The sequence below is a fragment of the Geodermatophilus sabuli genome, from assembly GCF_900215145.1.
GTDB lineage: Bacteria > Actinomycetota > Actinomycetes > Mycobacteriales > Geodermatophilaceae > Geodermatophilus > Geodermatophilus sabuli.
Map to the genome: position 1 here is coordinate 61,726 of NZ_OBDO01000016.1, position 19,630 is coordinate 81,355.

The 19,630-nt window shown below is 74.6% G+C and carries 22 protein-coding genes and 1 pseudogene; 11 read left to right on the plus strand and 12 right to left on the minus strand.

The genetic code is table 11. The features are described from left to right. Positions 1-51: 51 nt before the first annotated feature. From CRP39_RS25335 to CRP39_RS25360, 7 genes and pseudogenes are all read right to left on the minus strand, one after another. A complete protein-coding gene (locus tag CRP39_RS25335) occupies positions 52-462 on the minus strand; it encodes a molybdenum cofactor biosynthesis protein MoaE (protein ID WP_097209167.1) in 411 nt (136 codons plus the stop codon). Continuing rightward, complete coding sequence (locus tag CRP39_RS25340) at positions 459-1,040, minus strand: nucleotidyltransferase family protein (protein ID WP_097209168.1); 582 nt, start codon at positions 1,038-1,040, stop codon at positions 459-461. Before CRP39_RS25340 ends, CRP39_RS25335 begins: the two co-directional genes overlap by 4 nt. A 12-nt stretch (positions 1,041-1,052) precedes the next feature. Next, positions 1,053-1,508 (minus strand): TOBE domain-containing protein, encoded by a 456-nt coding sequence (locus tag CRP39_RS28445; RefSeq protein WP_260180756.1) that lies wholly within the window; start codon positions 1,506-1,508, stop codon positions 1,053-1,055. Positions 1,509-1,628: 120 nt separating this feature from the next. Further along, positions 1,629-2,093, minus strand: a pseudogene (locus CRP39_RS28450) (ATP-binding cassette domain-containing protein); the annotation flags it as partial. A 70-nt stretch (positions 2,094-2,163) separates the two neighbouring features. Then, positions 2,164-2,988, minus strand: coding sequence for an ABC transporter permease (locus CRP39_RS25350; protein WP_245854111.1), 825 nt, complete (start codon positions 2,986-2,988; stop codon positions 2,164-2,166). Next, on the minus strand, positions 2,985-3,749 hold the full coding sequence (gene modA, locus CRP39_RS25355; RefSeq protein WP_097209170.1) for a molybdate ABC transporter substrate-binding protein: 765 nt from the start codon (positions 3,747-3,749) through the stop codon (positions 2,985-2,987). Before modA ends, CRP39_RS25350 begins: the two co-directional genes overlap by 4 nt. A 70-nt stretch (positions 3,750-3,819) precedes the next feature. Continuing rightward, positions 3,820-4,215, minus strand: a complete 396-nt coding sequence (locus tag CRP39_RS25360; RefSeq protein ID WP_097209171.1) for a TOBE domain-containing protein — start codon at positions 4,213-4,215, stop codon at positions 3,820-3,822. A 240-nt stretch (positions 4,216-4,455) separates the two neighbouring features. On the opposite strand from CRP39_RS25360, the gene CRP39_RS25365 reads away from it, so the two are divergent. The 7 genes from CRP39_RS25365 to CRP39_RS25395 all read left to right on the plus strand — a co-directional run bounded on the left by CRP39_RS25365 (position 4,456) and on the right by CRP39_RS25395 (position 11,624). Then, positions 4,456-6,165: a RecQ family ATP-dependent DNA helicase gene (locus tag CRP39_RS25365; protein ID WP_245854112.1), complete on the plus strand. Its 1,710-nt coding sequence runs from the start codon at positions 4,456-4,458 to the stop codon at positions 6,163-6,165. Between the two features lie 163 nt (positions 6,166-6,328). Further along, a complete protein-coding gene (locus tag CRP39_RS25370; protein ID WP_097209173.1) occupies positions 6,329-7,972 on the plus strand; it encodes a carbamoyltransferase family protein in 1,644 nt (547 codons plus the stop codon). Between the two features lie 168 nt (positions 7,973-8,140). Next, positions 8,141-8,608 carry a DUF4383 domain-containing protein gene (locus tag CRP39_RS25375; protein ID WP_097209174.1) on the plus strand — a complete coding sequence of 156 codons (468 nt, stop codon included), beginning with the start codon at positions 8,141-8,143 and terminating at the stop codon, positions 8,606-8,608. 201 nt (positions 8,609-8,809) lie between these two features. Beyond that, positions 8,810-9,097 carry a DUF3040 domain-containing protein gene (locus CRP39_RS25380; protein ID WP_097209175.1) on the plus strand — a complete coding sequence of 96 codons (288 nt, stop codon included), beginning with the start codon at positions 8,810-8,812 and terminating at the stop codon, positions 9,095-9,097. 49 nt (positions 9,098-9,146) lie between these two features. Further along, a complete protein-coding gene (locus CRP39_RS25385; protein ID WP_097209176.1) occupies positions 9,147-10,358 on the plus strand; it encodes an acyl-CoA dehydrogenase family protein in 1,212 nt (403 codons plus the stop codon). Positions 10,359-10,437: 79 nt separating this feature from the next. Beyond that, positions 10,438-10,812, plus strand: a complete 375-nt coding sequence (locus tag CRP39_RS25390; RefSeq protein WP_172442635.1) for a DUF1801 domain-containing protein — start codon at positions 10,438-10,440, stop codon at positions 10,810-10,812. Beyond that, positions 10,809-11,624: an SDR family oxidoreductase gene (locus CRP39_RS25395; RefSeq protein WP_097209178.1), complete on the plus strand. Its 816-nt coding sequence runs from the start codon at positions 10,809-10,811 to the stop codon at positions 11,622-11,624. Before CRP39_RS25390 ends, CRP39_RS25395 begins: the two co-directional genes overlap by 4 nt. A 19-nt stretch (positions 11,625-11,643) precedes the next feature. Here CRP39_RS25395 and CRP39_RS25400 read toward each other — a convergent pair whose 3' ends face one another. The 3 genes from CRP39_RS25400 to CRP39_RS25410 form a co-directional block, all read right to left on the minus strand. Further along, positions 11,644-11,844: a hypothetical protein gene (locus tag CRP39_RS25400; RefSeq protein WP_097209179.1), complete on the minus strand. Its 201-nt coding sequence runs from the start codon at positions 11,842-11,844 to the stop codon at positions 11,644-11,646. A gap of 81 nt (positions 11,845-11,925) precedes the next feature. Next, positions 11,926-12,123, minus strand: a complete 198-nt coding sequence (locus CRP39_RS25405; RefSeq protein WP_097209180.1) for a hypothetical protein — start codon at positions 12,121-12,123, stop codon at positions 11,926-11,928. Between the two features lie 89 nt (positions 12,124-12,212). Beyond that, positions 12,213-12,728, minus strand: coding sequence for a GbsR/MarR family transcriptional regulator (locus tag CRP39_RS25410; RefSeq protein WP_216359924.1), 516 nt, complete (start codon positions 12,726-12,728; stop codon positions 12,213-12,215). A gap of 97 nt (positions 12,729-12,825) precedes the next feature. On the opposite strand from CRP39_RS25410, the gene CRP39_RS25415 reads away from it, so the two are divergent. Further along, positions 12,826-13,746 (plus strand): ABC transporter ATP-binding protein, encoded by a 921-nt coding sequence (locus CRP39_RS25415; RefSeq protein ID WP_097209181.1) that lies wholly within the window; start codon positions 12,826-12,828, stop codon positions 13,744-13,746. Next, a complete protein-coding gene (locus tag CRP39_RS25420; protein WP_097209182.1) occupies positions 13,743-15,341 on the plus strand; it encodes an ABC transporter permease in 1,599 nt (532 codons plus the stop codon). Before CRP39_RS25415 ends, CRP39_RS25420 begins: the two co-directional genes overlap by 4 nt. Before the next feature lie 106 nt (positions 15,342-15,447). On the opposite strand, the gene CRP39_RS25425 is transcribed toward CRP39_RS25420, so the two are convergent. Next, a complete protein-coding gene (locus CRP39_RS25425) occupies positions 15,448-17,019 on the minus strand; it encodes an LCP family protein (RefSeq protein WP_221201784.1) in 1,572 nt (523 codons plus the stop codon). Positions 17,020-17,236: 217 nt separating this feature from the next. Here CRP39_RS25425 and CRP39_RS25430 point away from each other — a divergent pair, with 217 nt between their 5' ends. Further along, the gene (locus CRP39_RS25430) at positions 17,237-18,172 is read left to right on the plus strand and encodes an acyl-ACP desaturase (RefSeq protein WP_097209184.1); all 936 of its coding nucleotides are present in this window, start codon (positions 17,237-17,239) and stop codon (positions 18,170-18,172) included. A gap of 58 nt (positions 18,173-18,230) precedes the next feature. Here the strand turns inward: CRP39_RS25430 and CRP39_RS25435 are convergent, their stop codons facing one another. Next, on the minus strand, positions 18,231-18,692 hold the full coding sequence (locus CRP39_RS25435) for a RidA family protein (RefSeq protein ID WP_097209200.1): 462 nt from the start codon (positions 18,690-18,692) through the stop codon (positions 18,231-18,233). Positions 18,693-18,747: 55 nt separating this feature from the next. Here CRP39_RS25435 and CRP39_RS25440 point away from each other — a divergent pair, with 55 nt between their 5' ends. Beyond that, positions 18,748-19,539 (plus strand): exodeoxyribonuclease III, encoded by a 792-nt coding sequence (locus CRP39_RS25440; protein WP_097209185.1) that lies wholly within the window; start codon positions 18,748-18,750, stop codon positions 19,537-19,539. Positions 19,540-19,630: the final 91 nt, after the last annotated feature.

Here is a 19,630-nt window from a genome sequence, read left to right on the forward strand (position 1 = left end):
GGGAGCCCACCGCTCGCAGGCTCGCGACAGGACCCTGCAGCGGGGACACCCTCAGGGGCAGGCCACCCACTCCTCCTCGCCGTCGGTGAAGACCTGCCGCTTCCAGATCGGCAGCCGCTTCTTCACCTCGTCGACGAGGTCGGCGCAGGCGGTGAACGCCTCGCCGCGGTGGGAGGCACTGACCGCGCACGCCAGGGCGACGTCGCCGATGCCCAGCATGCCGACCCGGTGCGACACCGCCACGGCGTGCACCTCGGGGCGGGCAGCGAACTCCTCGGCGATCTGCGCCAGCAGCTCCTCCGCGGTCGGGTGCCCCACGTACTCCAGCTCGGTCACCGACCGGCCGCCGTCGTGGTCACGGACCACGCCGGCGAAGGAGACGACCGCACCGGCGGCCTTGTCGGCGACGGCGTCCTCGTGCTCGGCGACCGACAGCGGGGCGTCGACGACTCGGGCGATCACGGCGCTGACGGTACCCCGCCCGGGGGCACGTCGAGGTCGGTCGGATCCGCCAGGCCGGTGCAGTCGACCTCGCTGACCTCGTGCGCGGCCAGGTAGCGGCGGGCGCCCTCGTCGCCGGTCGCGGAGTCGGCGACGCCGGCCCAGTGCTCGCGCCCGATGAGCACCGGGTGCCCGCGGCCCCCGTCGTAGGTGGCGACGGCGAGCGCGTCCGGGGCGGCGTGGGAGGCCAGGCGCTCCAGCGCGGCCGGTGTCATCCCCGGCATGTCTACGAGCAGGACCAGCGCGGCGTCGATCCGTCCCGGCCAGCCGCGCAGCCCCTCCAGCCCGGTGCGCAGGGAGGAGGCCATGCCGGTCTCCCAGTCGCGGTTGGCCAGCACGGTGGCCCCGTCGAGGTCGGCGGTGCGCCAGACGTCGACCGCCCGGGCGCCGAGGACGACGAGCACCGGGTCGCAGACCGCGCGCGCCGTCCGGACCGCCCGCTCGACCAGGAGGCTGCCCTCGTACTCCACCAGCGCCTTGGGCATGCCGTAGCGGCGGCCTCCGCCCGCGGCGAGGACCAGTCCGGCGACTCCGCTCATGGGCCCACCCTCTCAGCGGGCGTAGACGGCGACCTCGGAGGCCTTCACCGTCGCCCACACCGCCGAGCCGGGGGCCAGGCCCAGCTCGGCGAAGGCCGTGGCGGTGACGTCGGCGACCAGCGGCACCTCGCCGTCCAGCTCGCAGCGCACCGTCGCGCCGTGCGGCGTCGCCGACACCAGGCGGGCCGGCCAGACGTTGCGCGGGCTGCCGTGCGGGGCGCTCAGGTAGAGCGCCACCGACTCCGGGCGGACGGCGACGAACACCGGCCCCGCGGTCTCCTCGGCCACCGCGACGGTGCCGCCGCCGTCGAGCCGCACCGTGCCGCCCGCGCCGGTGCCGGGCAGCAGCGCCAGACCGACCAGGCGGGCCACGTAGTCGGTCCGGGGGTGTCGGCTGACGTCGGCCGGCGTCCCGGCCTGCACCACGCGCCCCTGCTCCACGACGACGACCCGGTCGGCCAGCGCCATCGCGTCCACCGGGTCGTGGGTCACCAGGACGGTGCTGCCGCCGAACTCCGCCAGGTGCCGGCGCAGCTCGGCGCGCACGGTCAGCCGGGTGCGGGCATCCAGCGCCGACAGCGGTTCGTCCAGCAGGAGGACGGCGGGGTCGCCGACCAGCGCCCGGGCCAGCGCCGCCCGCTGCGCCTGCCCGCCCGAGAGCTGGCCGGGCCGGCGGTTGCCGAGGCCCTCGAGTCCGACCCGCGCCAGCCAGTCCCCGGCGGCGGCCCGCGCGGCCGCCTTCGGCACCCTGCGGGTCCGCAGGCCGAAGGCGACGTTGTCGACGGCGGACAGGTGCGGGAACAGCAGGTGGTCCTGGAAGACCATCCCCAGCCGGCGCGCGTGGGCGGGCAGGTGCACGCCGGCGGCGACGTCGTCCCAGACCCGGTCGCCGTCGACCACGACCCGGCCCCCGTCGGGCGGCAGCAGCCCGGCGAGCACCCGCAGCAGCGTGGACTTGCCGGCGCCGTTGGGGCCGAGGACGGCGAGCACCTCGCCGTCGGCCACCTCGACGGCGAGGTCGACGGCGAGCGGACCACGGGCCACCCGGACGTCGGCGGTGAGCGTCACGCGACCGCCCGGGACAGCCGGCGGTCACGAGGAGCCCACCCGACCACTACGCGACTCACGCCGCGGCTCCCGACCGGGACAGCCAGCGGTCGCGGAGCAGCAGGAGCGTGGCCAGCGAGACGGTCAGCAGCACCAGCGACAGCACGATCGCCGCATCGGGGTCGCGCTGCAGCGCCAGGTACACGGCGAGCGGCATCGTCTGCGTCGTCCCGGGGAAGTTGCCGGCGAAGGTGATCGTCGCGCCGAACTCGCCGAGCGCCCGGGCCCAGCACAGCACCCCGCCGGCGACGATCCCCGGGGCGACGAGCGGGAGGGTGACCCGCCGGAACGTCATCCAGCGGTCGGCGCCGAGGGTGGCGGCGGCGTCCTCGAAGCGGGCGTCGGCCGCCCGCAGCGCGCCCTCGACGCTCACCACGAGGAACGGCATCGCGACGAACGTCTGCGCGAGGACCACGGCGGTCGTGGTGAACGGGATGGTGACTCCGAAGGTCTCGTCCAGCCAGCGCCCGACGATCCCCTGCCGGCCCAGGACGAGGAACAGCGCCACCCCGCCCACCACCGGCGGCAGCACGAGCGGCACGGTGACCAGCGCCCGCAGCACCGAGCGACCGCGGGCCTGCGAGCGGGCCAGCACCCAGGCGAGCGGCACGCCGAGGAGCAGCGAGACGGCGGTGGCCAGCGTCGCCGAGACCAGCGAGAGACGAAGGGCCTCCCCCACCGCGGGCTCGGCGAGCTGGGCGGGGAGGTCGCCCCACGGTGCCCGGACCAGCAGCCCGGCGAGGGGCAGGATGAGGAAGGCGGCCGCGATCGCCGCGGGCACCATCAGCGGCAGCGGGACACCGGTCCCCCGCGACCGCCGCGCGGCGCGGACGGCGCTCACGGCGTCCGGAAGCCGGCGTCGGCCAGCACCCGCTGCCCCTCCTCGGAGAGCACGAGGTCGACGAACGCCTGCGCCGCCCCGGGGTTGGGTGCGTCGGCGAGCGTGCAGATCGGGTAGTCGTTCACCGCCCGCTCCGCCTCGGGGAAGGCGATGCCCTCGACGAGGGTGCCGCGGGAGTCGACGTCGGAGGCGTACACGAGGGCCGCGTCGACCTCGCCCAGCTCGGCCTTCAACAACGCCGACCGCACGTCCTCCTCCTGCGTGTCGGGCCGGGCGGCCACGCCGGCCGCCGCGAACACCTCCTCGGCGGCGGCGCCGCAGGGGACCTCCGGCGCGCACACGGCCAGCGTGAGCTCCTCCCGGGCGAAGTCGGCCAGGCCGGTGATCCCGGCCGGGTTGCCCGGGGGGACGGCGATCTCCAGGACGTTGGCCGCGAAGACCGCCGGCTCCCCGGCGAGGCCCTCCCCGGCCACGACGTCCATCTGCGCCGCGTTGGCCGAGGCGAAGACGTCCACCGGCGCCCCCTGCACGATCGCGGCGGCCAGGCTCGAGCTCCCGCCGTAGCTGATCCGCAGGTCGACCCCGGGGTGCTCCTGCCGGAAGCGGCCGCCGAGGGAGTCGAACACGTCGGTGAGCGAGGCGGCGGCGAAGACGGTGAGCGTGCCGCCGGCACCCGCGCCCTGGTTCGACCCGCCGTTCGCCGTCCCCCCGCAGCCGGCCAGGACCAGCGCGGCGGTCAGGAGGAGGGATGTTCTCCGCATCTGCGGAACTCTAGCGGAGAGCGCCCCGCACATGCGGTGTTCCGGACCAGTGCCCTCCGGAGGCGCGGAGTCAGGAGACGTCGACGCTGACCTGGGTGGCCTTGACCGTGGCGACCGCCCGCACGCCGACGTCCAGGCCGAGCTCGTCGGCCGCCTCGCGCGACATCAGGGAGACCACCCGGAACGGGCCGGCCTGGATCTCGACCTGCGCCATCACCCGGTCCCGGACGACGCGCGTGACGATGCCGGTCAGCCGGTTGCGGGCCGAGGAGTGCCGCGTGGCGCCGGGCTCGGGCGCCTCCCGCAGCTGCGCGGCAACGCGGGCGAGGTCCGCGCCCCGGATGTGCGCCGGGCCGCCGCCCTCCCGGGAGGCGGGGAGGCGACCACCGTCGACCCAGCGGCGCACCGTGTCGTCGCTGACGCCGAGCAGCTCGGCGGCCTCGGCGATGCGGTAGGAGGCGGCCACGTCGCACCCTAACCCGCACCTGCGGCGTTCCGGGGCTCCCCGCTCGGCAGCTGCGGGCCTGTGGACGGTGTCCGGTCGTCCACAGCGGCCGACCGGGCCGACGTCGGCCCGAGGCGGGCCTCCGTGCGATGACCCCTCCCCACCCGTCGCACGGGGCCGCACCCCACGTTGTCGCGGGAACCGGCCAGGACCGCAGCCGGGAGCCGTTTGCCGACCTCGCGGCGCGGGGAGAGGGTGCCGGTGCCCCGCACCGAAGACACCAACCCCGCCGGGGCGACCGCCTCCGTCCGCACCCGCCGTATCCGCGAGGTCGCCCGGGACCTGCTCGGCTTCGAGGACTTCCGGCCCGGCCAGGAGGAGGCGATGACGTCCGTCGTCTCGGGGCAGGACACCCTCGCGGTGCTGCCGTCCGGGGCGGGCAAGTCGGCCGTCTACCAGGTCGCCGGGCAACTGACCGACGGGCCGGTGCTCGTCGTCTCCCCGCTGATCGCCCTCCAGCGGGACCAGGTCGGCCGGCTCGACGAGCTCGACGGCCTCGACGGGCAGGCCGCCCAGCTGAACTCGGCGCTCGGCGCCGGTGACCAGCGGGCCGCCCTCGAGGGCCTGGCGGACGGAACGGTCCGCTACCTGTTCCTCGCGCCCGAGCAGCTGGCCAAGCCCGAGGTGGTGGAGGCGATCGCCACGGCCCGGCCCGCGCTGTTCGTCGTCGACGAGGCGCACTGCGTGTCGGCCTGGGGACACGACTTCCGCCCCGACTACCTGCGGCTGGGTGCGGTCGTCGAGCAGCTCGGTCACCCGACGGTGCTCGCGCTCACCGCGACCGCCGCCCCGCCGGTGCGCGCCGAGATCGTGGAGCGCCTGGAGATGCGCGACGCCCGCGTCGTCGTCGCCGGGTTCGACCGGCCGGAGATCCGGCTGGAGGTCGAGCAGCACGCCGACGCCCACGGCAAGCAGCAGGCCGTGCTCGACCGGGTGCTCGCGGAGGTCGGCGAGGGGCACGTCCCGGGCATCGTCTACAGCGCCACCCGCAAGGGCACCGAGGAACTGGCCGCCGAGCTGTCCGGGCGCGGCCTGCGTGCCCGCGCCTACCACGCGGGGCTGAGGAAGTCCGACCGCGAGGACGCCCAGCGGGCGTTCATGGCGGACGAGCTGGACGTCGTCGTCGCCACGACCGCGTTCGGCATGGGCATCGACAAGCCCGACACCCGCTTCGTCGTCCACGCCGAGCCGGCCGACTCGATCGACAGCTACTACCAGGAGATCGGCCGCGCCGGGCGCGACGGCGAACCCGCCGTGGCCGTGCTGGTGTACCGGCAGGAGGACCTCGGCCTGCGCAGGTTCTTCGCCGCCGGCGTCCCGGCCGAGGAGGAGCTGCAGCAGGTGGCGGGCCTCGTGGGGGCCGCGGAGGCGGTGGGGCTGGACGACGGCGTCGACGTCAAGCAGCTGCGCGAGGAGACCGGCCGAGGCGCCACCCCGCTGGCCCGCGACCTCAACCTGCTCGAGCAGGTGGCCGCCGTCGTCCTCGACGACGAGGGCGCCGCGCACCCGGCGGAGGGCGCACCCAGCCCCGGCGACGCCGCGGCGGCCGCCCGCGAGCTCGCGGAGCACCACGAGCGGGTCGACCAGAGCCGCGTGGAGATGATGCGCGGCTACGCCGAGACCACCGCGTGCCGGCGGCAGTTCCTGCTCGGTTACTTCGGTGAGCAGCTGGAGCAGCCCTGCGGCAACTGCGACAACTGCTCGGCCGGGCTGTCCCAGGAGCAGCCGGGCACCGACGACGCGGACACCCCGTTCCCCACCCAGGCGCCGGTACAGCACGCCGAGTGGGGGCCGGGCGTCGTCATGCGGGTGGAGGACGACCGGGTGGTCGTCCTGTTCGAGGAGGTCGGCTACAAGACCCTCGCGCTGGCCGCCGTCGTCGACCACGGCCTGCTGACCCGGCGCGACTGAACGAGAGCGCCGGCGGTTCCACGGGAAACGCCGGCGGGACGCCGGTCCCCGGAGACCGACCACGAACGGACGACGTCGGGCCGCTCGACCTGCGAGCCGGGGTCACCGGCTCGATGATCACAACGGAGACCGGGTGGAGCGGCCCGGCGAGAGGAGTACACGGGTGAAGGTCCTCGGCATCAACGCCATCTACCACGACCCGGCGGCGGCCCTGGTCATCGACGGCAGGGTCGTGGCCGCGGCCGAGGAGGAGCGCTTCAGCCGGCGCAAGCACGGCAAGCGCCCGCTGCCGTGGAGCGCGTGGGAGCTGCCCGAGCTGTCCGCGGCCTGGTGCCTGGCCGAGGCCGGCATCCGCCCCGAGGAGCTCGACGCCGTCGCCTACTCCTTCGACCCCGCCCTGATGGGGACGCCGGAGGAGTCCGGGCTGTTCGACGACGGCGACGTCATGCGCAAGAAGTACGCCGAGATGGCCCCGGACTTCCTGGCCCACGCACTGCCCGGCCTCGACCCGGCGAAGGTCCGCTTCGTCAAGCACCACGTCGCCCACGCGGCCTCGGCCGGGCTCGCCGCGCCGCAGCGGGACAACTCCGTGCTCGTGCTCGACGGCCGCGGCGAGGCGCACAGCCACCTGGCCGGCCGGTACGTCGACGGGCACCTGGAGGTGCTCGCCGGCCAGGCGCTGCCGCACTCCCTCGGCCTCATGTACGAGGAGCTCACCGACCACCTGGGCTTCCTGCGCAGCTCCGACGAGTTCAAGGTGATGGCGATGGCCAGCTACGGCAAGCCGCGGTTCGTCGGCGAGCTCTCCGAGCTGATCCGCGCCACCGACGACGGCGGCTTCCGCACCGAGGCGATCGACTTCTCGGAGTTCGCGCCCCGGCTCGGCAAGGGCGACCAGTGGACCGAGGACCACGCCGACCTGGCCGCCAGCGTCCAGCAGCGGCTGGAGGAGGTGCTGGTCGACCTCGCCCGCTGGGTGCACGAGCAGACCGGCGACACGGTCCTCACCCTGGCCGGTGGCACCGCGCTCAACTGCGTGGCCAACACCCGCATCCTGGCCGAGAGCCCGTTCGAACAGGTGTGGGTGCAGCCGGCCGCCGGCGACGCCGGGACGGCGCTGGGCAGCGCACTGCACGTGGCCCGCGAACTCGGCGAGGAGACCCAGCCGATGCCGGGTGCCGCGCTCGGCCGCGGGTGGAGCGACGAGGAGATCGAGCGGTGGCTGCAGACCGCCGCGATCGACTACGAGCGGCCGGACGACGTCGCCGAGGCGGTCGCCGAGGTCCTGGCCGACAACGGGATCGTCGCCTGGTTCCAGGGCCGCAGCGAGTACGGCCCGCGCGCGCTGGGCCACCGCTCGCTGCTCGCGCACCCCGGCTTCGAGGCGAACCTGGAGCGGATGAACGACGTCAAGGGCCGCGAGCAGTTCCGCCCGGTCGCGCCGATGGTGTTGCTGGAGAAGGCCCCGGAGATCTTCAGCCGCGGGCCGATCCCCTCGCCGTACATGCTCTTCGTCCACGACGTCGCCCCGGAGTGGCGGGAGCGCATCCCCACCGTCACCCACGTCGACGGGACGGCGCGGATCCAGACGATCGACCCCGACACCGAGCCGCTGGTGCACCGCATGATCTCGGCGTTCGAACGGCGCACCGGCCTGCCGGTCGTGGTCAACACCAGTCTGAACACCGCCGGGCGGCCCATGGTCGACGACCCGCGGGACGCCCTGGAGTGCTTCGGCTCGGCCCCGGTGGACCTGCTGGCGATCGGCCCGTTCGTCGTCCGGCGGCCGAAGCCCACCCGGCGCTGACCACCGGCGGCGGCCCGTCACCCCGGCGCGCGGGGGACGGGTCACCGCCGCAGGTGACGGTTCGGCAACGAGCGGACCCGGGTCGTTACCCGCTCCCGACCAGGGGGTATTCCGGATCCGGACCGTCCAGCACAGGGCGGTCCGCCGGATCTCCCTGGGAGGACCACCATGTCCGCAGCATCCGACAACACCGGCGCCGGCCGGGGGGCCATGACCTGGCCCCAGATGCTGGCGCTGGCCTTCGGGGCCATCTACCTGCTCATCGGCATCATCGGTTTCTTCATCACCGGCTTCGACAACTTCTTCGGCAACGAGGCCGGGACCCCGCACCACGTCGACGAGACCCTGCTCGGGTTCATGCTCAACCCGATGCACAACGTCGTGCACATCGTGATCGGTGTGGCCGGCCTGGTCCTGAGCCGCACCCTCAGCGGCGCCCGGACGTACGGCTGGCTGCTCGCGGTGGGCTACGGCGCCGCGTTCCTCTACGGCCTGTTCGCCGTCGGCAAGGAGTGGGACTTCCTCAACCTCAACTGGGCCGACAACATCCTGCACCTGGTGACCGCGGCCGTGGGCCTGGTCATCGCCCTCGGCCCGGTGCGGACCGCCGTGGACCGCCGCTCGCACCGCGTCTGAACAGTTCGGCAGTCCACCCGGAGGCCGGGTCCCCCAGGGGCCCGGCCTCCGGCGCGTCCGGAGCCGCCGACCGGGCGGGAGCGGCGCGGACGGCGGACGCACCGCCCAAGGTCCCTGGTCCGACGATGACCTGGGCCACTGGACCACCGCGCGGACCCGTCGCGCACTGGACGGCGCACCACTGTCCGTTCGGGAGTTCCCATGGACGACGACCCCGTCCTCCGCGCGCTGGGTGAGGACCTGACGCGCGAGGACCCGCGCCTGGCCGCCCTGCTCACCGCCGGCGCCCAGCCGTCGTGCGCCCGCCACCGCGGTCCACCGGGTGCCGGGTTCCTCCTGCTGCTGGTGGCCGCCGTCGTCGTCAGCGTCGCGGCTCCGCTGGTCGTCGGCCTGCAGGCGATCGGGGTGATCGGCATCCTGCTGGTCCTGGCCAGCCCCGTCGTGGTGCTGCGGTGCGCCACTCGGCTCCCGCCCGACGGGCCGGCCTGACCGCGCGCCCCGGAGCCGCGCACGGACGGCCGCCCTCTACGTTGCGGGCATGGACTTCGCCCTCTCCGCCCGAGCCGAGGACGTCTGCGGCCGGATGTGGGACTTCATGCGGGAGCACGTGTTCCCCGCCGAACCCGTCTACGACCAGTGGCGCGCCGCTCGCGGCCACGACGACCACACGCACCCGCCGGTGCTCGAGGAGCTCAAGGCCGAGGCCCGCCGGCGCGGCCTGTGGAACCTCTTCTCCCCCGAGCTCGGCGAGCTGACCAACCTCGAGTACGCCTCCGTCGCCGAGATCATGGGCTGGAGCCCGACGCTGGCCCCCGAGGCCACCAACTGCGGCGCCCCGGACACCGGCAACATGGAGACGCTGATGCTGTTCGGGACCCCCGAGCAGAAGCAGCGCTGGCTCGAGCCGCTGCTGGCCGGCGAGATCCGGTCGGGCTTCGCGATGACCGAGCCGGACGTCGCGTCGTCCGACGCCCGCAACATCCAGACGTCGATCGTGCGGGACGGCGACGAGTACGTCGTCAACGGCCGCAAGTGGTGGACCAGCGGCGCCGCCGACGAGCGCTGCCAGGTCTTCATCGTCATGGGCAAGACCGATCCCGAGGGCGCCGCGCACCGGCAGCAGTCGATGATCCTGGTGCCGCGGGACAACCCCGGGCTGGAGATCGTCCGCCACCTGCCGGTCTTCGGGTACCAGGACCAGCACGGGCACTCCGAACTGGTGTTCACCGACGTCCGCGTGCCGGCGTCGAACGTGCTCGCGGGCGAGGGCGACGGCTTCATGATCGCCCAGGCCCGGCTGGGTCCCGGCCGCATCCACCACTGCATGCGTGCGCTCGGGATGGCAGAGCGGGCGCTGGCGCTCATGGTCGAGCGGTCGAGGGCCCGGGTGGCCTTCGGCCGGCCGCTGGCCGAGCAGGGCACGATCCGGGAGCTGATCGCGCTGTCCCGGCTGGAGATCGACCAGGCCCGGCTGCTGGTGCTCAAGACCGCCGACCTCATCGACCGGTTCGGGGCGAAGGGGGCCCGCACCGAGATCGCCGGCATCAAGGTGGTCGCGCCGCGGGTCGCCTGCGAGGTCATCGACCGCGCGATCCAGGTCCACGGTGGCGCCGGCGTCAGTGACGACACCGTGCTGGCCCGCTTCTACGCCGCGGCCCGCACGCTGCGCATCGCCGACGGCCCCGACGCCGTCCACCTGCGCTCGGTCGCCCGCGAGGAGCTGGCCCGGGAACGCCCGTACACCGGCTGACGAGGAGTTGCCCGGGTGCGGTACCCGCACCCGGGCGACTCCGGCCGGTCCTGTCGGTGCCCGGTGCCAGGCTGCGCCCGTGCCCTGGGACGACGACGCCGACGACCTGCTCGCCGAGCACCCCGACACGGTGGCCGCCACCGCGCACCGGCTCCGCGCGGTGCTGCTCGACGCCCACCCGCAGCTGGAGGAACGGGTGCGGCGCGGCTGGCACTCGATCAACTACCGCGACCCGGCCGCCGGGTTCGTCTGCGCGCTCTTCCCGACGGGGGAGGGCGTGCAACTGGTCTTCGAGCACGGCGCGCGGCTGCCCGACCCCGAGCAGCGGCTGCTGGGCAGCGGCAAGCAGGTGCGCACGCTGGCCTTCACCGACCCCGCGGACGTCGACCCCGCCGTCGTCGGCACCTTCCTCGACCACGCGGTGGAGCTGGGCGCGGGGCTGCGCGCCCGATGACCGGTCCGGTGCTCGTCCTCGGCGCCACCGGCATCACCGGCCGGCGGGTGGTGCACGCGCTGCGGGAGGCCGGGACGGAGGTCCGCGCGGCGTCCCGGAGCTCGGGCACCCGGTTCGACTGGTCGGCGCCGGAGACCTGGGAGCCCGCCCTCGCCGGGATACGCGGGCTGTACCTCATGGCACCGGACGGCGTCCCGGTCGACCCGCGCCTGGTGACCCTCGCGGTGGACAGCGGGGTGCTCCGGGTCGTGCTGCTGTCCAGCGGCGCGGTCGAGGAGATGGGCGACGCCCGTCTGCTGGACGCCGAGCGCGTGGTGCGGGAGTGCGGGGCGGAGTGGACCGTGCTGCGGCCCAGCTGGTTCGACCAGGACTTCGACGAGGGCGTGTTCCGCGACGCCGTCCTCGCCGGCGAGCTCGCCCTGCCCCTGGGCGACCTGCGGCAGGCGTTCGTCGACGCCGCGGACATCGCCGCGGTGGCCGCGGTGGCGTTGACCGCCGACGGGCACGCCGGGCGCACCTACGAGGTGCAGGGGCCGGACGCGCTGACCTTCGCCGAGGCGGCGGCGGCCATCGCTGCCGCGAGCGGCCGCCCGGTGCGGTTCGCCGGCGACCCCGATGAGTACCGCGCCGCCCACCTCGCCCTGGGCCGCGACCCCACCGAGGTCGAGGGCGAGCTGGCAGCCTTCGCGGCGTTGCGGGCCCGCGGCCACGACGAGCCGGGCGACGTCGTCCGCCGGGTGACCGGGCGGGCGCCGACCGGCTTCGAGGAGTACGCGCGGGCCGCGGCCGCCCGCGGTGCGTGGCGCACCTGATGCGAGCGGCACCCGGGCGTCAGGGGCTCAGGCTCGAGCCGAAGCCACCGCCGGCGAGCTTGGCCATGAGCTGGGTGCGGTCCAGCCCCACGGCGTCGAGGGCATCGCCGTCCCGGTCGGTGTCGATCTCGTCGGGCAGCTGCGCCTGGACCTTCTCCGCCGTGTCGTTGTCGCCCTCGGTGCGCAGCACCCGCAGCAGCTCCTGCTTGTCCAGCTTCACGCCAGACCTCCGCTCGGTCGTCCGACAGTTCCCGTCCAGCGTGATGGTCACCACACTGACCTGCAACGTCGCGTCCGGCGGTCAGCCGCGGGTGGCCCGCCGGTACAGGAAGGCGGCCACCCCGGCGAGGACGGCGCCGAGGAACAGCTGCGCGACGCCGACGCCGGCCTGGTCGCTGGCGAACCAGGTCACCGACGACACCAGGAGGACGGCGGCGATCCCGGCCGCGAGCAGCGCGACCAGCCGTTCCCGGCGGTCCCCACCTGAACCCTGCGCCATCGCCCGCTGCCTCCCGCCGTCGTCCGACCCTGGCCCGGCGAGCCTCCCAGACCGCGGATCGCGGGCGCCGGACGGCTCAGCCGGACGGTTCAGCCAGCCGGGGCGGCCTCGGTCCGGCCGGCCGCGAGCCGGTTCCGCTCGGCCGGCCACCGCGCGATGACGTCGGCCATCTCGGCCCGCAGGAAGGCCATGAAGTCGCGGGTCTCGGCCAGCCGGCGCCCGCCGGGACGGTCCACGCCGAGCGCCGCGATGCCCCTGTCGATCTCCTGGACGAAGCGATCCAAGCTCGTCATCTCGGCCGACACGAAGCGGGACCACAGGTCCTCGTCGTCGAGGACGTAGAGGTCACTGCGGGTGCCCGGCTCCCGCTCGCGGACGAAGAACCCCACCTGGACCAGGTAGCGCACCGCCCCGCTGATGGCCGCAGGGCTGACGCCGAGGCCGCGCGCGAGGTCGCCGGCGGTGTAGCGGTCGGCGTCGTCGGCCAGGGCGTAGGCCAGCACCCGCGCCGGCATGGGCGCGAGGCCGGCCTCCCGCAGCGTGAGCGCGAAGCGCTCCACGAACCGCAGCAGCGCGATCCGCTCGTCGTCCGCACCCGCTGTCACGCACGCCTCCCGTGTCCTCCCGAGCCCTCACCGTAGCCGATGCGTAGCGATGTCAACACTGTTCACAAGTTCGTGAAAGATGCGTACGTTGCGGGGTATGACGTCCGCGATCTCCGTCACCGGCCTGGTCAAGACGTTCGGCGCCACGCGCGCCCTCGACGGCCTCGACCTCGAGGTGACCACCGGCGAGGTACACGGTTTCCTGGGCCCCAACGGCTCGGGCAAGTCCACGACGATCCGGGTGCTCCTGGGGTTGCTGCGGGCGGACACCGGCCGGGTGCGGCTCCTCGGCGGCGACCCGTGGGCCGACGCCGTCGCCCTGCACCGCCGGCTGGCGTACGTCCCCGGCGACGTGACGCTCTGGCCGGGCATCACCGGCGGGGAGGCCATCGACCTGCTGGGGCGCCTGCAGGGCGGGCTCGACCCGGCCCGCCGTATCGAGCTGCTCGAGCGCTTCGACCTCGACCCGCGGAAGAAGGCCCGCACCTACTCCAAGGGCAACCGGCAGAAGGTCGCCCTGGTGGCCGCGCTGGCCTCCGACGCCGAGCTGTTCGTCCTCGACGAGCCGACGTCGGGGCTGGACCCGCTGATGGAGGCGGTGTTCCGGGACGAGGTCCGAGGTCTCCGAGCCGAGGGGCGCACCGTGCTGCTGTCCAGCCACATCCTCGCCGAGGCCGAGGCGCTGTGTGACCGGGTGAGCATCATCCGGCACGGCCGGACGGTGCAGAGCGGCAGCTTGGCCGAGCTGCGCCACCTCACCCGCACGTCCATCACCGCGGAGACGGCCCGGCCGGTCACCGGCCTGGACGCCCTGCCCGGGGTGCACGACCTGGCCGGCGGCGACGGCCGCGTCCGGTTCGACGTCGACGCCGAGGCCCTGGACGCCGCCGTACGGCACCTGAGCGGCTTCGGCATCCGGGCCCTCACCAGCGCTCCGCCGACCCTGGAGGAGCTCTTCCTGCGCCACTACGGCGAGGAGCTCGCCGAGGAACAGCTGCCCGAGGCGGTGCGGTCGTGAGGGCGCCCGCCCTGGCCGGGACGGGCACGCTGGTGCGGTTCGCCCTGCGCCGGGACCGCGTCCGGCTCGCCGTCTGGGTGGCGGTCGGCGCCGGGCTGACGGCCCAGCAGTCGCTGGGGAGCCAGGCGTTCTACGACACTCCCGAGGCCCTGGCCGCCTACCGCGCCTCGGTGGGCAGCAACGCGGCCACCATCGCGCTGGCCGGCCCACCGGTCGGGCTCGACACGGTGGCCGGAGCGGTGGCGTTCGAGATCTCGTTCACGCTGGTCCTCGTGGCCGCGCTCATGGCCATGTCCACCACGATCCGGCACACCCGCGCCGACGAGGAAGCCGGGCGCACCGAGCTGGTCCGGGCTGCCCGGGTCGGCCGGCACGCGCCGCTGCTGGCCGGCGTCGGCCTGGCCGCGCTGGGCTGTGCCGCCATCGCCGTCGCCATCGGTGCGGCGGGGGTGGCCACCGGACTGCCGGCCGGGGGCTCGTTCCTGCTCGGCGCCTCGGTCGGGACCGCCGGTCTGGTCTTCGCCGCCGTCAGCGCCGTGGCCGCCCAGGTGAGCGGCTCGGCCCGGGCCGCCTACGGCATCGTGCTCGCCGTCTTCGGCGTCGCGTTCGCGGTGCGCGCCGTGGGCGACATCGAGGGCGACGGCGTGTCGTGGCTGTCCCCCATCGGCTGGGCCCAGGCCACGCACCCCTACTCCGACGACCGCTGGTGGCCGCTCCTACTGGGCCTGGCCGGCACCGGCGTCCTCCTGGCCGGTGCCCGCGCCCTCCTCGACCGGCGGGACCTCGGCGCCGGCGTGATGAGCCCGCGCCCCGGCGCCGCCTCCGCGTCCCGGCTCCTCGGGTCCCCCTGGGGCCTGGCCGGACGGCTGCACCGGGGAGCCCTCCTCGGCTGGGCCGGCGGACTGGTCGCGCTCGGGGCGGTCTACGGGTCGATCGCCGGCTCGGTGCAGACGCTGCTGGGAGACAACCCCGCGGCGGAGACCTTCCTGCCCGCCCTGTCCACGGCGGGGCTGGTGGATGCCTACCTCGGGGTCACCCTCGGCATGGTCGTGCTCACCACCGGGGCCTACGCCGTCTCCGCCGCCCTGCGCGCCCGCACCGAGGAGTCCGCGGGGCGGGCCGAGCCGGTGCTCGCCACGGCCACCAGCCGCCCCGCCTGGCTGGGCAGTCACGCGGCGGTGGCGCTGCTGGGGTCGACCGCCGTGCTGGTCGCCGCCGGCACGGTGATGGGGCTGTCCGCCGCGGCGGCCACCGGGGATCCCGCGCTGACCGGGCGGGTGCTCGCGGCGACCCTGGCCCACCTGCCCGACGTCTGGGTGTTCGCCGCCGTCGCCACCGTGCTCGTCGGCGTGCTGCCACGGGCCGCGAGCGCCACGGCCTGGGGCTGGGTGGCCTACGTGGTCGTGGTCACCCTGTTCGCCGAGTCGCTGGACTGGCCGTCGTGGGTCGACGACCTGTCCCCGCTGGCGTGGACCCCGGCCGGGCCGGGAGAGCCGTGGGCCGCCGGCCCGTCGATCGTCCTCGCGGCGGTCGCCCTCGGCCTGCTCGCCACGGGCCTGGCCGGCTTCCGCCGCCGCGACCTCGCCACGGGGTGAGTGGCCCCCTGCAGAGCCCCGCCGCGAGCCCGGTGACGCGCTGGAGCGGCCGCCCTCCAGTGGCCGCGCCGAGCGTGCGAGGCGTGGGGGGAGGGCGGGCCTCCCCTCAGTCCGCCTTGTTCGGTGGTTCGCCGGCCGCGACCGCCTCGGCGGCCTGGACGGGGTCGTAGGCGCAGGCGTCCCCGACGTCGGTGACGGCCTGCGCGTCGCCCTCGGGGGTCCCCGGCGGCGGTGGCGTGGCGTCCGGGGCGCCGTCGGTCGGCGCCGGCGTGCCGTCGGGGGCGTCGTCCGCCGGTGGCGGCGGAGCCAGGGCGTCGGACACGATCCCGCGCATCAGGTCGTAGTCGGGGTAGGCCGGGTCGATGACGCTGGTGTCGAAGACGACGCTGCGCACCTCGGTGTCCTTGACCAGCCAGCCCAGGTCCACGAAGTCGTCGAGGGCCGACCGCGGGATGTCGGTGCTGACGATGTCCTGGGTGGTGGCCGCGAGGTCCTGGTAGCGCTGCAGCAGGGTGACCGGGTCGGCGGCGTCGATGATCGCCGAGATCGTGCAGCGCTGCCGGGCCATCCGGTCGTAGTCGGTGAGGCCGAAGCGCCCGCGGGAGAACTGCAGCGCCCGCTCGCCGTCCATGTGCTGGGCGGGCCCGGGATCGATGTAGTCGTCGGGCAGTTCGCCGGTGCCCGGGTCGCCGTTGATCGGCACGTAGTAGTTGACGTTGACCGTGATGCCGCCCAGCGCGTCGACCAGCCGGCTGAAACCGTCGAGGTTGACCAGGACGAAGTAGTCGATGTCCAGGCCGAGCGCCTCACCGACCCCCAGCTTGAGGAAGTCCGCGCCCGGGTCGTCGGTGCGACCCAGGATGTCCGGGAACGCCGCCGGGCCGTTGCGGTAGACGGCGTTGAGCAGGCCCTCGCTCTCGGTGCTGCCCTCGAAGCCGTCGGGATAGGCCTCGGCGAGCGGGCTGTCGGCCGGGAAGGGGAGGTCCTGCAGATTGCGGGGCAGGCTGAACAGCGTCGTCTGGCCGGTGTCGGTCGCGATGCTGGCCACGATGACGGTGTCGGTGCGCACGCCCTCGCGCCCCTCCCCTCCGTCGCCGCCGAGCAGCAGCACGTCGACCCGCTCCTCGTCCCCGAACGGGTCGGGGGTGTCCACGACCGTCGCCGACTCGCGGTCGGCGAAGAGCTCGTCGAGCAGGCCGCGGTGCGCCGCCGCCACCTGGACGGCGGTGTAGGCGGGGTAGGTGATGGCGGCGACCAGCGCCAGGACCACCACGACGCCGAGCACGTGCCGCGGCCCCGAGGTCGGCCGCGGGAGCAGCATCCGGTAGCCGGCGACGACGACGACGACCCACAGCAGCGCCACCGCGACGACGCCACCGAGCACCCACCCCAGCCAGGCGGAGTCGACGGCGATCTGGACGGCGGTGCGCCGGCCGGCCGTGGCCAGCCAGACCCCGCCCCCGACGAGCGTCAGGAACAGCAGCAGCGTGACCGCGCCGAGCACCCGCCGGCCGGCGGCGAGGAACGCCGTCCCCGGCACGACGGCACCCAGCACCGTCCAGCCCAGCGCGGAGCGGAAGCGGCGCTCCTCCCGCCGGCGCGTGCGGACCGGTCCGTCCGGAGGTGGCGGGAGCGGCCGCGACGGGCCGATGGGACGCGTCTGGTCCCACTCGCTCATGTGCACGCCCCCGCGCGGCAGAACCAGGTCATCCGGCCATGGTCCCACTCCGGAGCCACCTGTACCGCTCGTCCACACGGCCCCACCTGCCCGGACACCCGATCGGGGGCTCGGGATGCGTGGCCCGCGTCTCGACGGGGAACCCAGCGAAGGGGCCGACGCGTGGTTACGACAGCGTAGGTTACGGAACTGTAGGTCGAATCGTCCGGAGGTCACCATGTCCCAGACGTCCCCGCACGCGGCGGTGCTGCACGAGCTGGAGCCGGTGGTCGCCCAGAACCTCGACCGCCACATCGCCGTCGCCAAGGAGTGGCACCCGCACGACTACGTCCCCTGGGACGAGGGGCGGAACTTCGCCTTCCTCGGCGGCGAGGACTGGTCGCCCGAGCAGTCCCGGCTCGACGAGTCGGCCAAGGCCGCCATGTTCGTGAACCTGCTCACCGAGGACAACCTGCCCAGCTACCACCGGGAGATCGCCACCCGGTTCGGCCGGGACGGCGCCTGGGGTCAGTGGGTCGGCCGCTGGACGGCGGAGGAGAACCGGCACGGGGTCGCGCTGCGCGACTACCTCGTCGTCACCCGCGGCGTGGACCCGGTCGCGCTCGAGCGGGCCCGGATGGACTACATGACCCTCGGCTACGACTCCGGCGACAAGACGCCGCTGGAGGCGCTGGCCTACGTCTCGTTCCAGGAGCTGGCCACCCGCGTCTCGCACCGCAACACCGGCCGGGCCACCAGTGACCCGATCGCCGACAGGCTGCTGGCCCGCATCGCCACCGACGAGAACCTGCACATGGTCTTCTACCGGAACCTCATGGCCGCGGCGTTCGACATCGACCCCGACCTGGCCATGCAGGCGGTGACCAAGGAGGTCGTCGGCTTCGAGATGCCCGGCGCCACGATGACCGGCTTCCGGAAGAACTCGATGATCATCGCCAAGGCAGGCATCTACGACCTGCGGCTGCACCACGACGACGTGGTCAGCCCGGTGCTACGCGCCTGGAAGGTGTTCGAGCGCACCGACCTCGGCCCGGCCGGTGAGAAGGCCCGTGAGGAGCTCGCCGAGTTCCTCGCGGGCCTCGACGCCCAGGCCACCCGGTTCGTGGAGAGCCGGGAGCGGATGCGGGCTCGCGAGGCGGCGCGGAAGGGCTGATGGAGTGGACCGTCGGCGTCCCGCCCACGGTCCGCTCCGCGCCCGGTGCACCCTGCGTCTAGTCCACGAGGACGACGGCCTCGATCTCGACGGCGATGTCGAAGGGCAGTTCCGCCATGCCGACGGCGGAGCGCGCCCCGCGCCCACGGTCGCCGAGCACCTCGACCAGCAGGTCCGAGCAGCCGTCGATGACGGCGGGCGTCCGGTTGAAGCCGGGCGCGCAGTTGACCATGCCGAAGAGCTTCACGACCTGCCGCACCCGGTCGAGCTCGCCGAGTTCGGCCTTCAATGTGGAGAGCAGCTGCAGGCCCGTGAGACGGGCTGCCTCGCGGGCCTCCTCGAGGCCCAGGCCGCCGTCCCCGACCTTGCCGGTGACCATGCTGCCGTCGGGACGCACCGGTCCGGTGCCGGACAGGTGGAGCAGGCCCCCCGCCCGGACGGCGGGCAGGTAGTTGCCGGCGGGGGCCGTGGGGGCGGGCAGCTCGATGCCGAGCTCGCGCAGTCGGGTGTCGACGTCCATGGGGACACCCTGGCGGTCGACCGGACCGTCGGGGAACCCACCTAGGGTCGGGTCCGTGCGCCTGGCCACCTGGAACGTGAACTCCATCCGCAGCCGAGCCGACCGGGTGGTCGCCTGGCTGCAGCGCTCGGACGTCGACGTCCTGGCCCTGCAGGAGACCAAGTGCCGCGACGACCAGTTCCCCGAGTCCCGTTTCACCGACCTCGGCTACCAGGTCGCGCACGTCGGCTACTCGCAGTGGAACGGCGTGGCGCTGCTGTCCCGGGTCGGCATCGACGACGTCGAGGTCGGGTTCCCCGGCCAGCCCGGCTGGGGGGAGGACCCGGCCGCCGAAGCCCGCGCGCTCGGCGCCACCTGTGGCGGGGTGCGGGTGTGGAGCCTCTACGTGCCCAACGGCCGCACGCTCACCGACCCGCACTACGAGTACAAGCTGCGCTGGCTGGAGGCCCTGCGGGCGACGGCGGCCGGCTGGCTGGCCGAGGACGCCGCGGCGCAGGTGGCCCTGGTCGGTGACTGGAACATCGCCCCGCAGGACGACGACGTGTGGGACGTGCGGGTCTTCGCCCACTCCACGCACGTCTCCCAGCCGGAGCGGGCCGCGTTCCAGGCCGTCGTCGATGCCGGGTACGCCGACGTCGTCCGCCCGTACACCCCGGGCCCCGGCGTCTACACCTACTGGGACTACACCCAGCTGCGCTTCGCCCGCCGCGAGGGCATGCGGATCGACTTCGTCCTCGGTTCCCCCGCGCTGGCCGCCCGAGTGACGAATGCCCTGATAGACCGACAGGAACGCAAGGGCAAGGGCGCGAGTGACCACGCGCCCGTCATCGTCGAGCTGGCCGACTAGCTTTCGCCCTTGAGGTCAAGGGTCTCGTGCGGGCGGGCGTGAGCGGACCGGGCACTTTGGTGTCCGGCCTCGGGCAGCAGCGTGGTGGTCG

Excerpts from the sequence above, each read along its gene's own strand:
- CRP39_RS25340 (WP_097209168.1), bottom strand. The coding sequence starts at position 1,040 with ATGAGCGGAGTCGCCGGACTGGTCCTCGCCGCGGGCGGAGGCCGCCGC.
- CRP39_RS28445 (WP_260180756.1), bottom strand. The coding sequence starts at position 1,508 with ATGGCGCTGGCCGACCGGGTCGTCGTCGTGGAGCAGGGGCGCGTGGTG.
- modA (WP_097209170.1), bottom strand. The coding sequence starts at position 3,749 with ATGCGGAGAACATCCCTCCTCCTGACCGCCGCGCTGGTCCTGGCCGGC.
- CRP39_RS25375 (WP_097209174.1), top strand. The coding sequence starts at position 8,141 with ATGTCCGCAGCATCCGACAACACCGGCGCCGGCCGGGGGGCCATGACC.
- CRP39_RS25380 (WP_097209175.1), top strand. The coding sequence starts at position 8,810 with ATGGACGACGACCCCGTCCTCCGCGCGCTGGGTGAGGACCTGACGCGC.
- CRP39_RS25385 (WP_097209176.1), top strand. The coding sequence starts at position 9,147 with ATGGACTTCGCCCTCTCCGCCCGAGCCGAGGACGTCTGCGGCCGGATG.
- CRP39_RS25395 (WP_097209178.1), top strand. The coding sequence starts at position 10,809 with ATGACCGGTCCGGTGCTCGTCCTCGGCGCCACCGGCATCACCGGCCGG.
- CRP39_RS25405 (WP_097209180.1), bottom strand. The coding sequence starts at position 12,123 with ATGGCGCAGGGTTCAGGTGGGGACCGCCGGGAACGGCTGGTCGCGCTG.
- CRP39_RS25415 (WP_097209181.1), top strand. The coding sequence starts at position 12,826 with ATGACGTCCGCGATCTCCGTCACCGGCCTGGTCAAGACGTTCGGCGCC.
- CRP39_RS25425 (WP_221201784.1), bottom strand. The coding sequence starts at position 17,019 with ATGAGCGAGTGGGACCAGACGCGTCCCATCGGCCCGTCGCGGCCGCTC.
- CRP39_RS25430 (WP_097209184.1), top strand. The coding sequence starts at position 17,237 with ATGTCCCAGACGTCCCCGCACGCGGCGGTGCTGCACGAGCTGGAGCCG.
- CRP39_RS25435 (WP_097209200.1), bottom strand. The coding sequence starts at position 18,692 with ATGGACGTCGACACCCGACTGCGCGAGCTCGGCATCGAGCTGCCCGCC.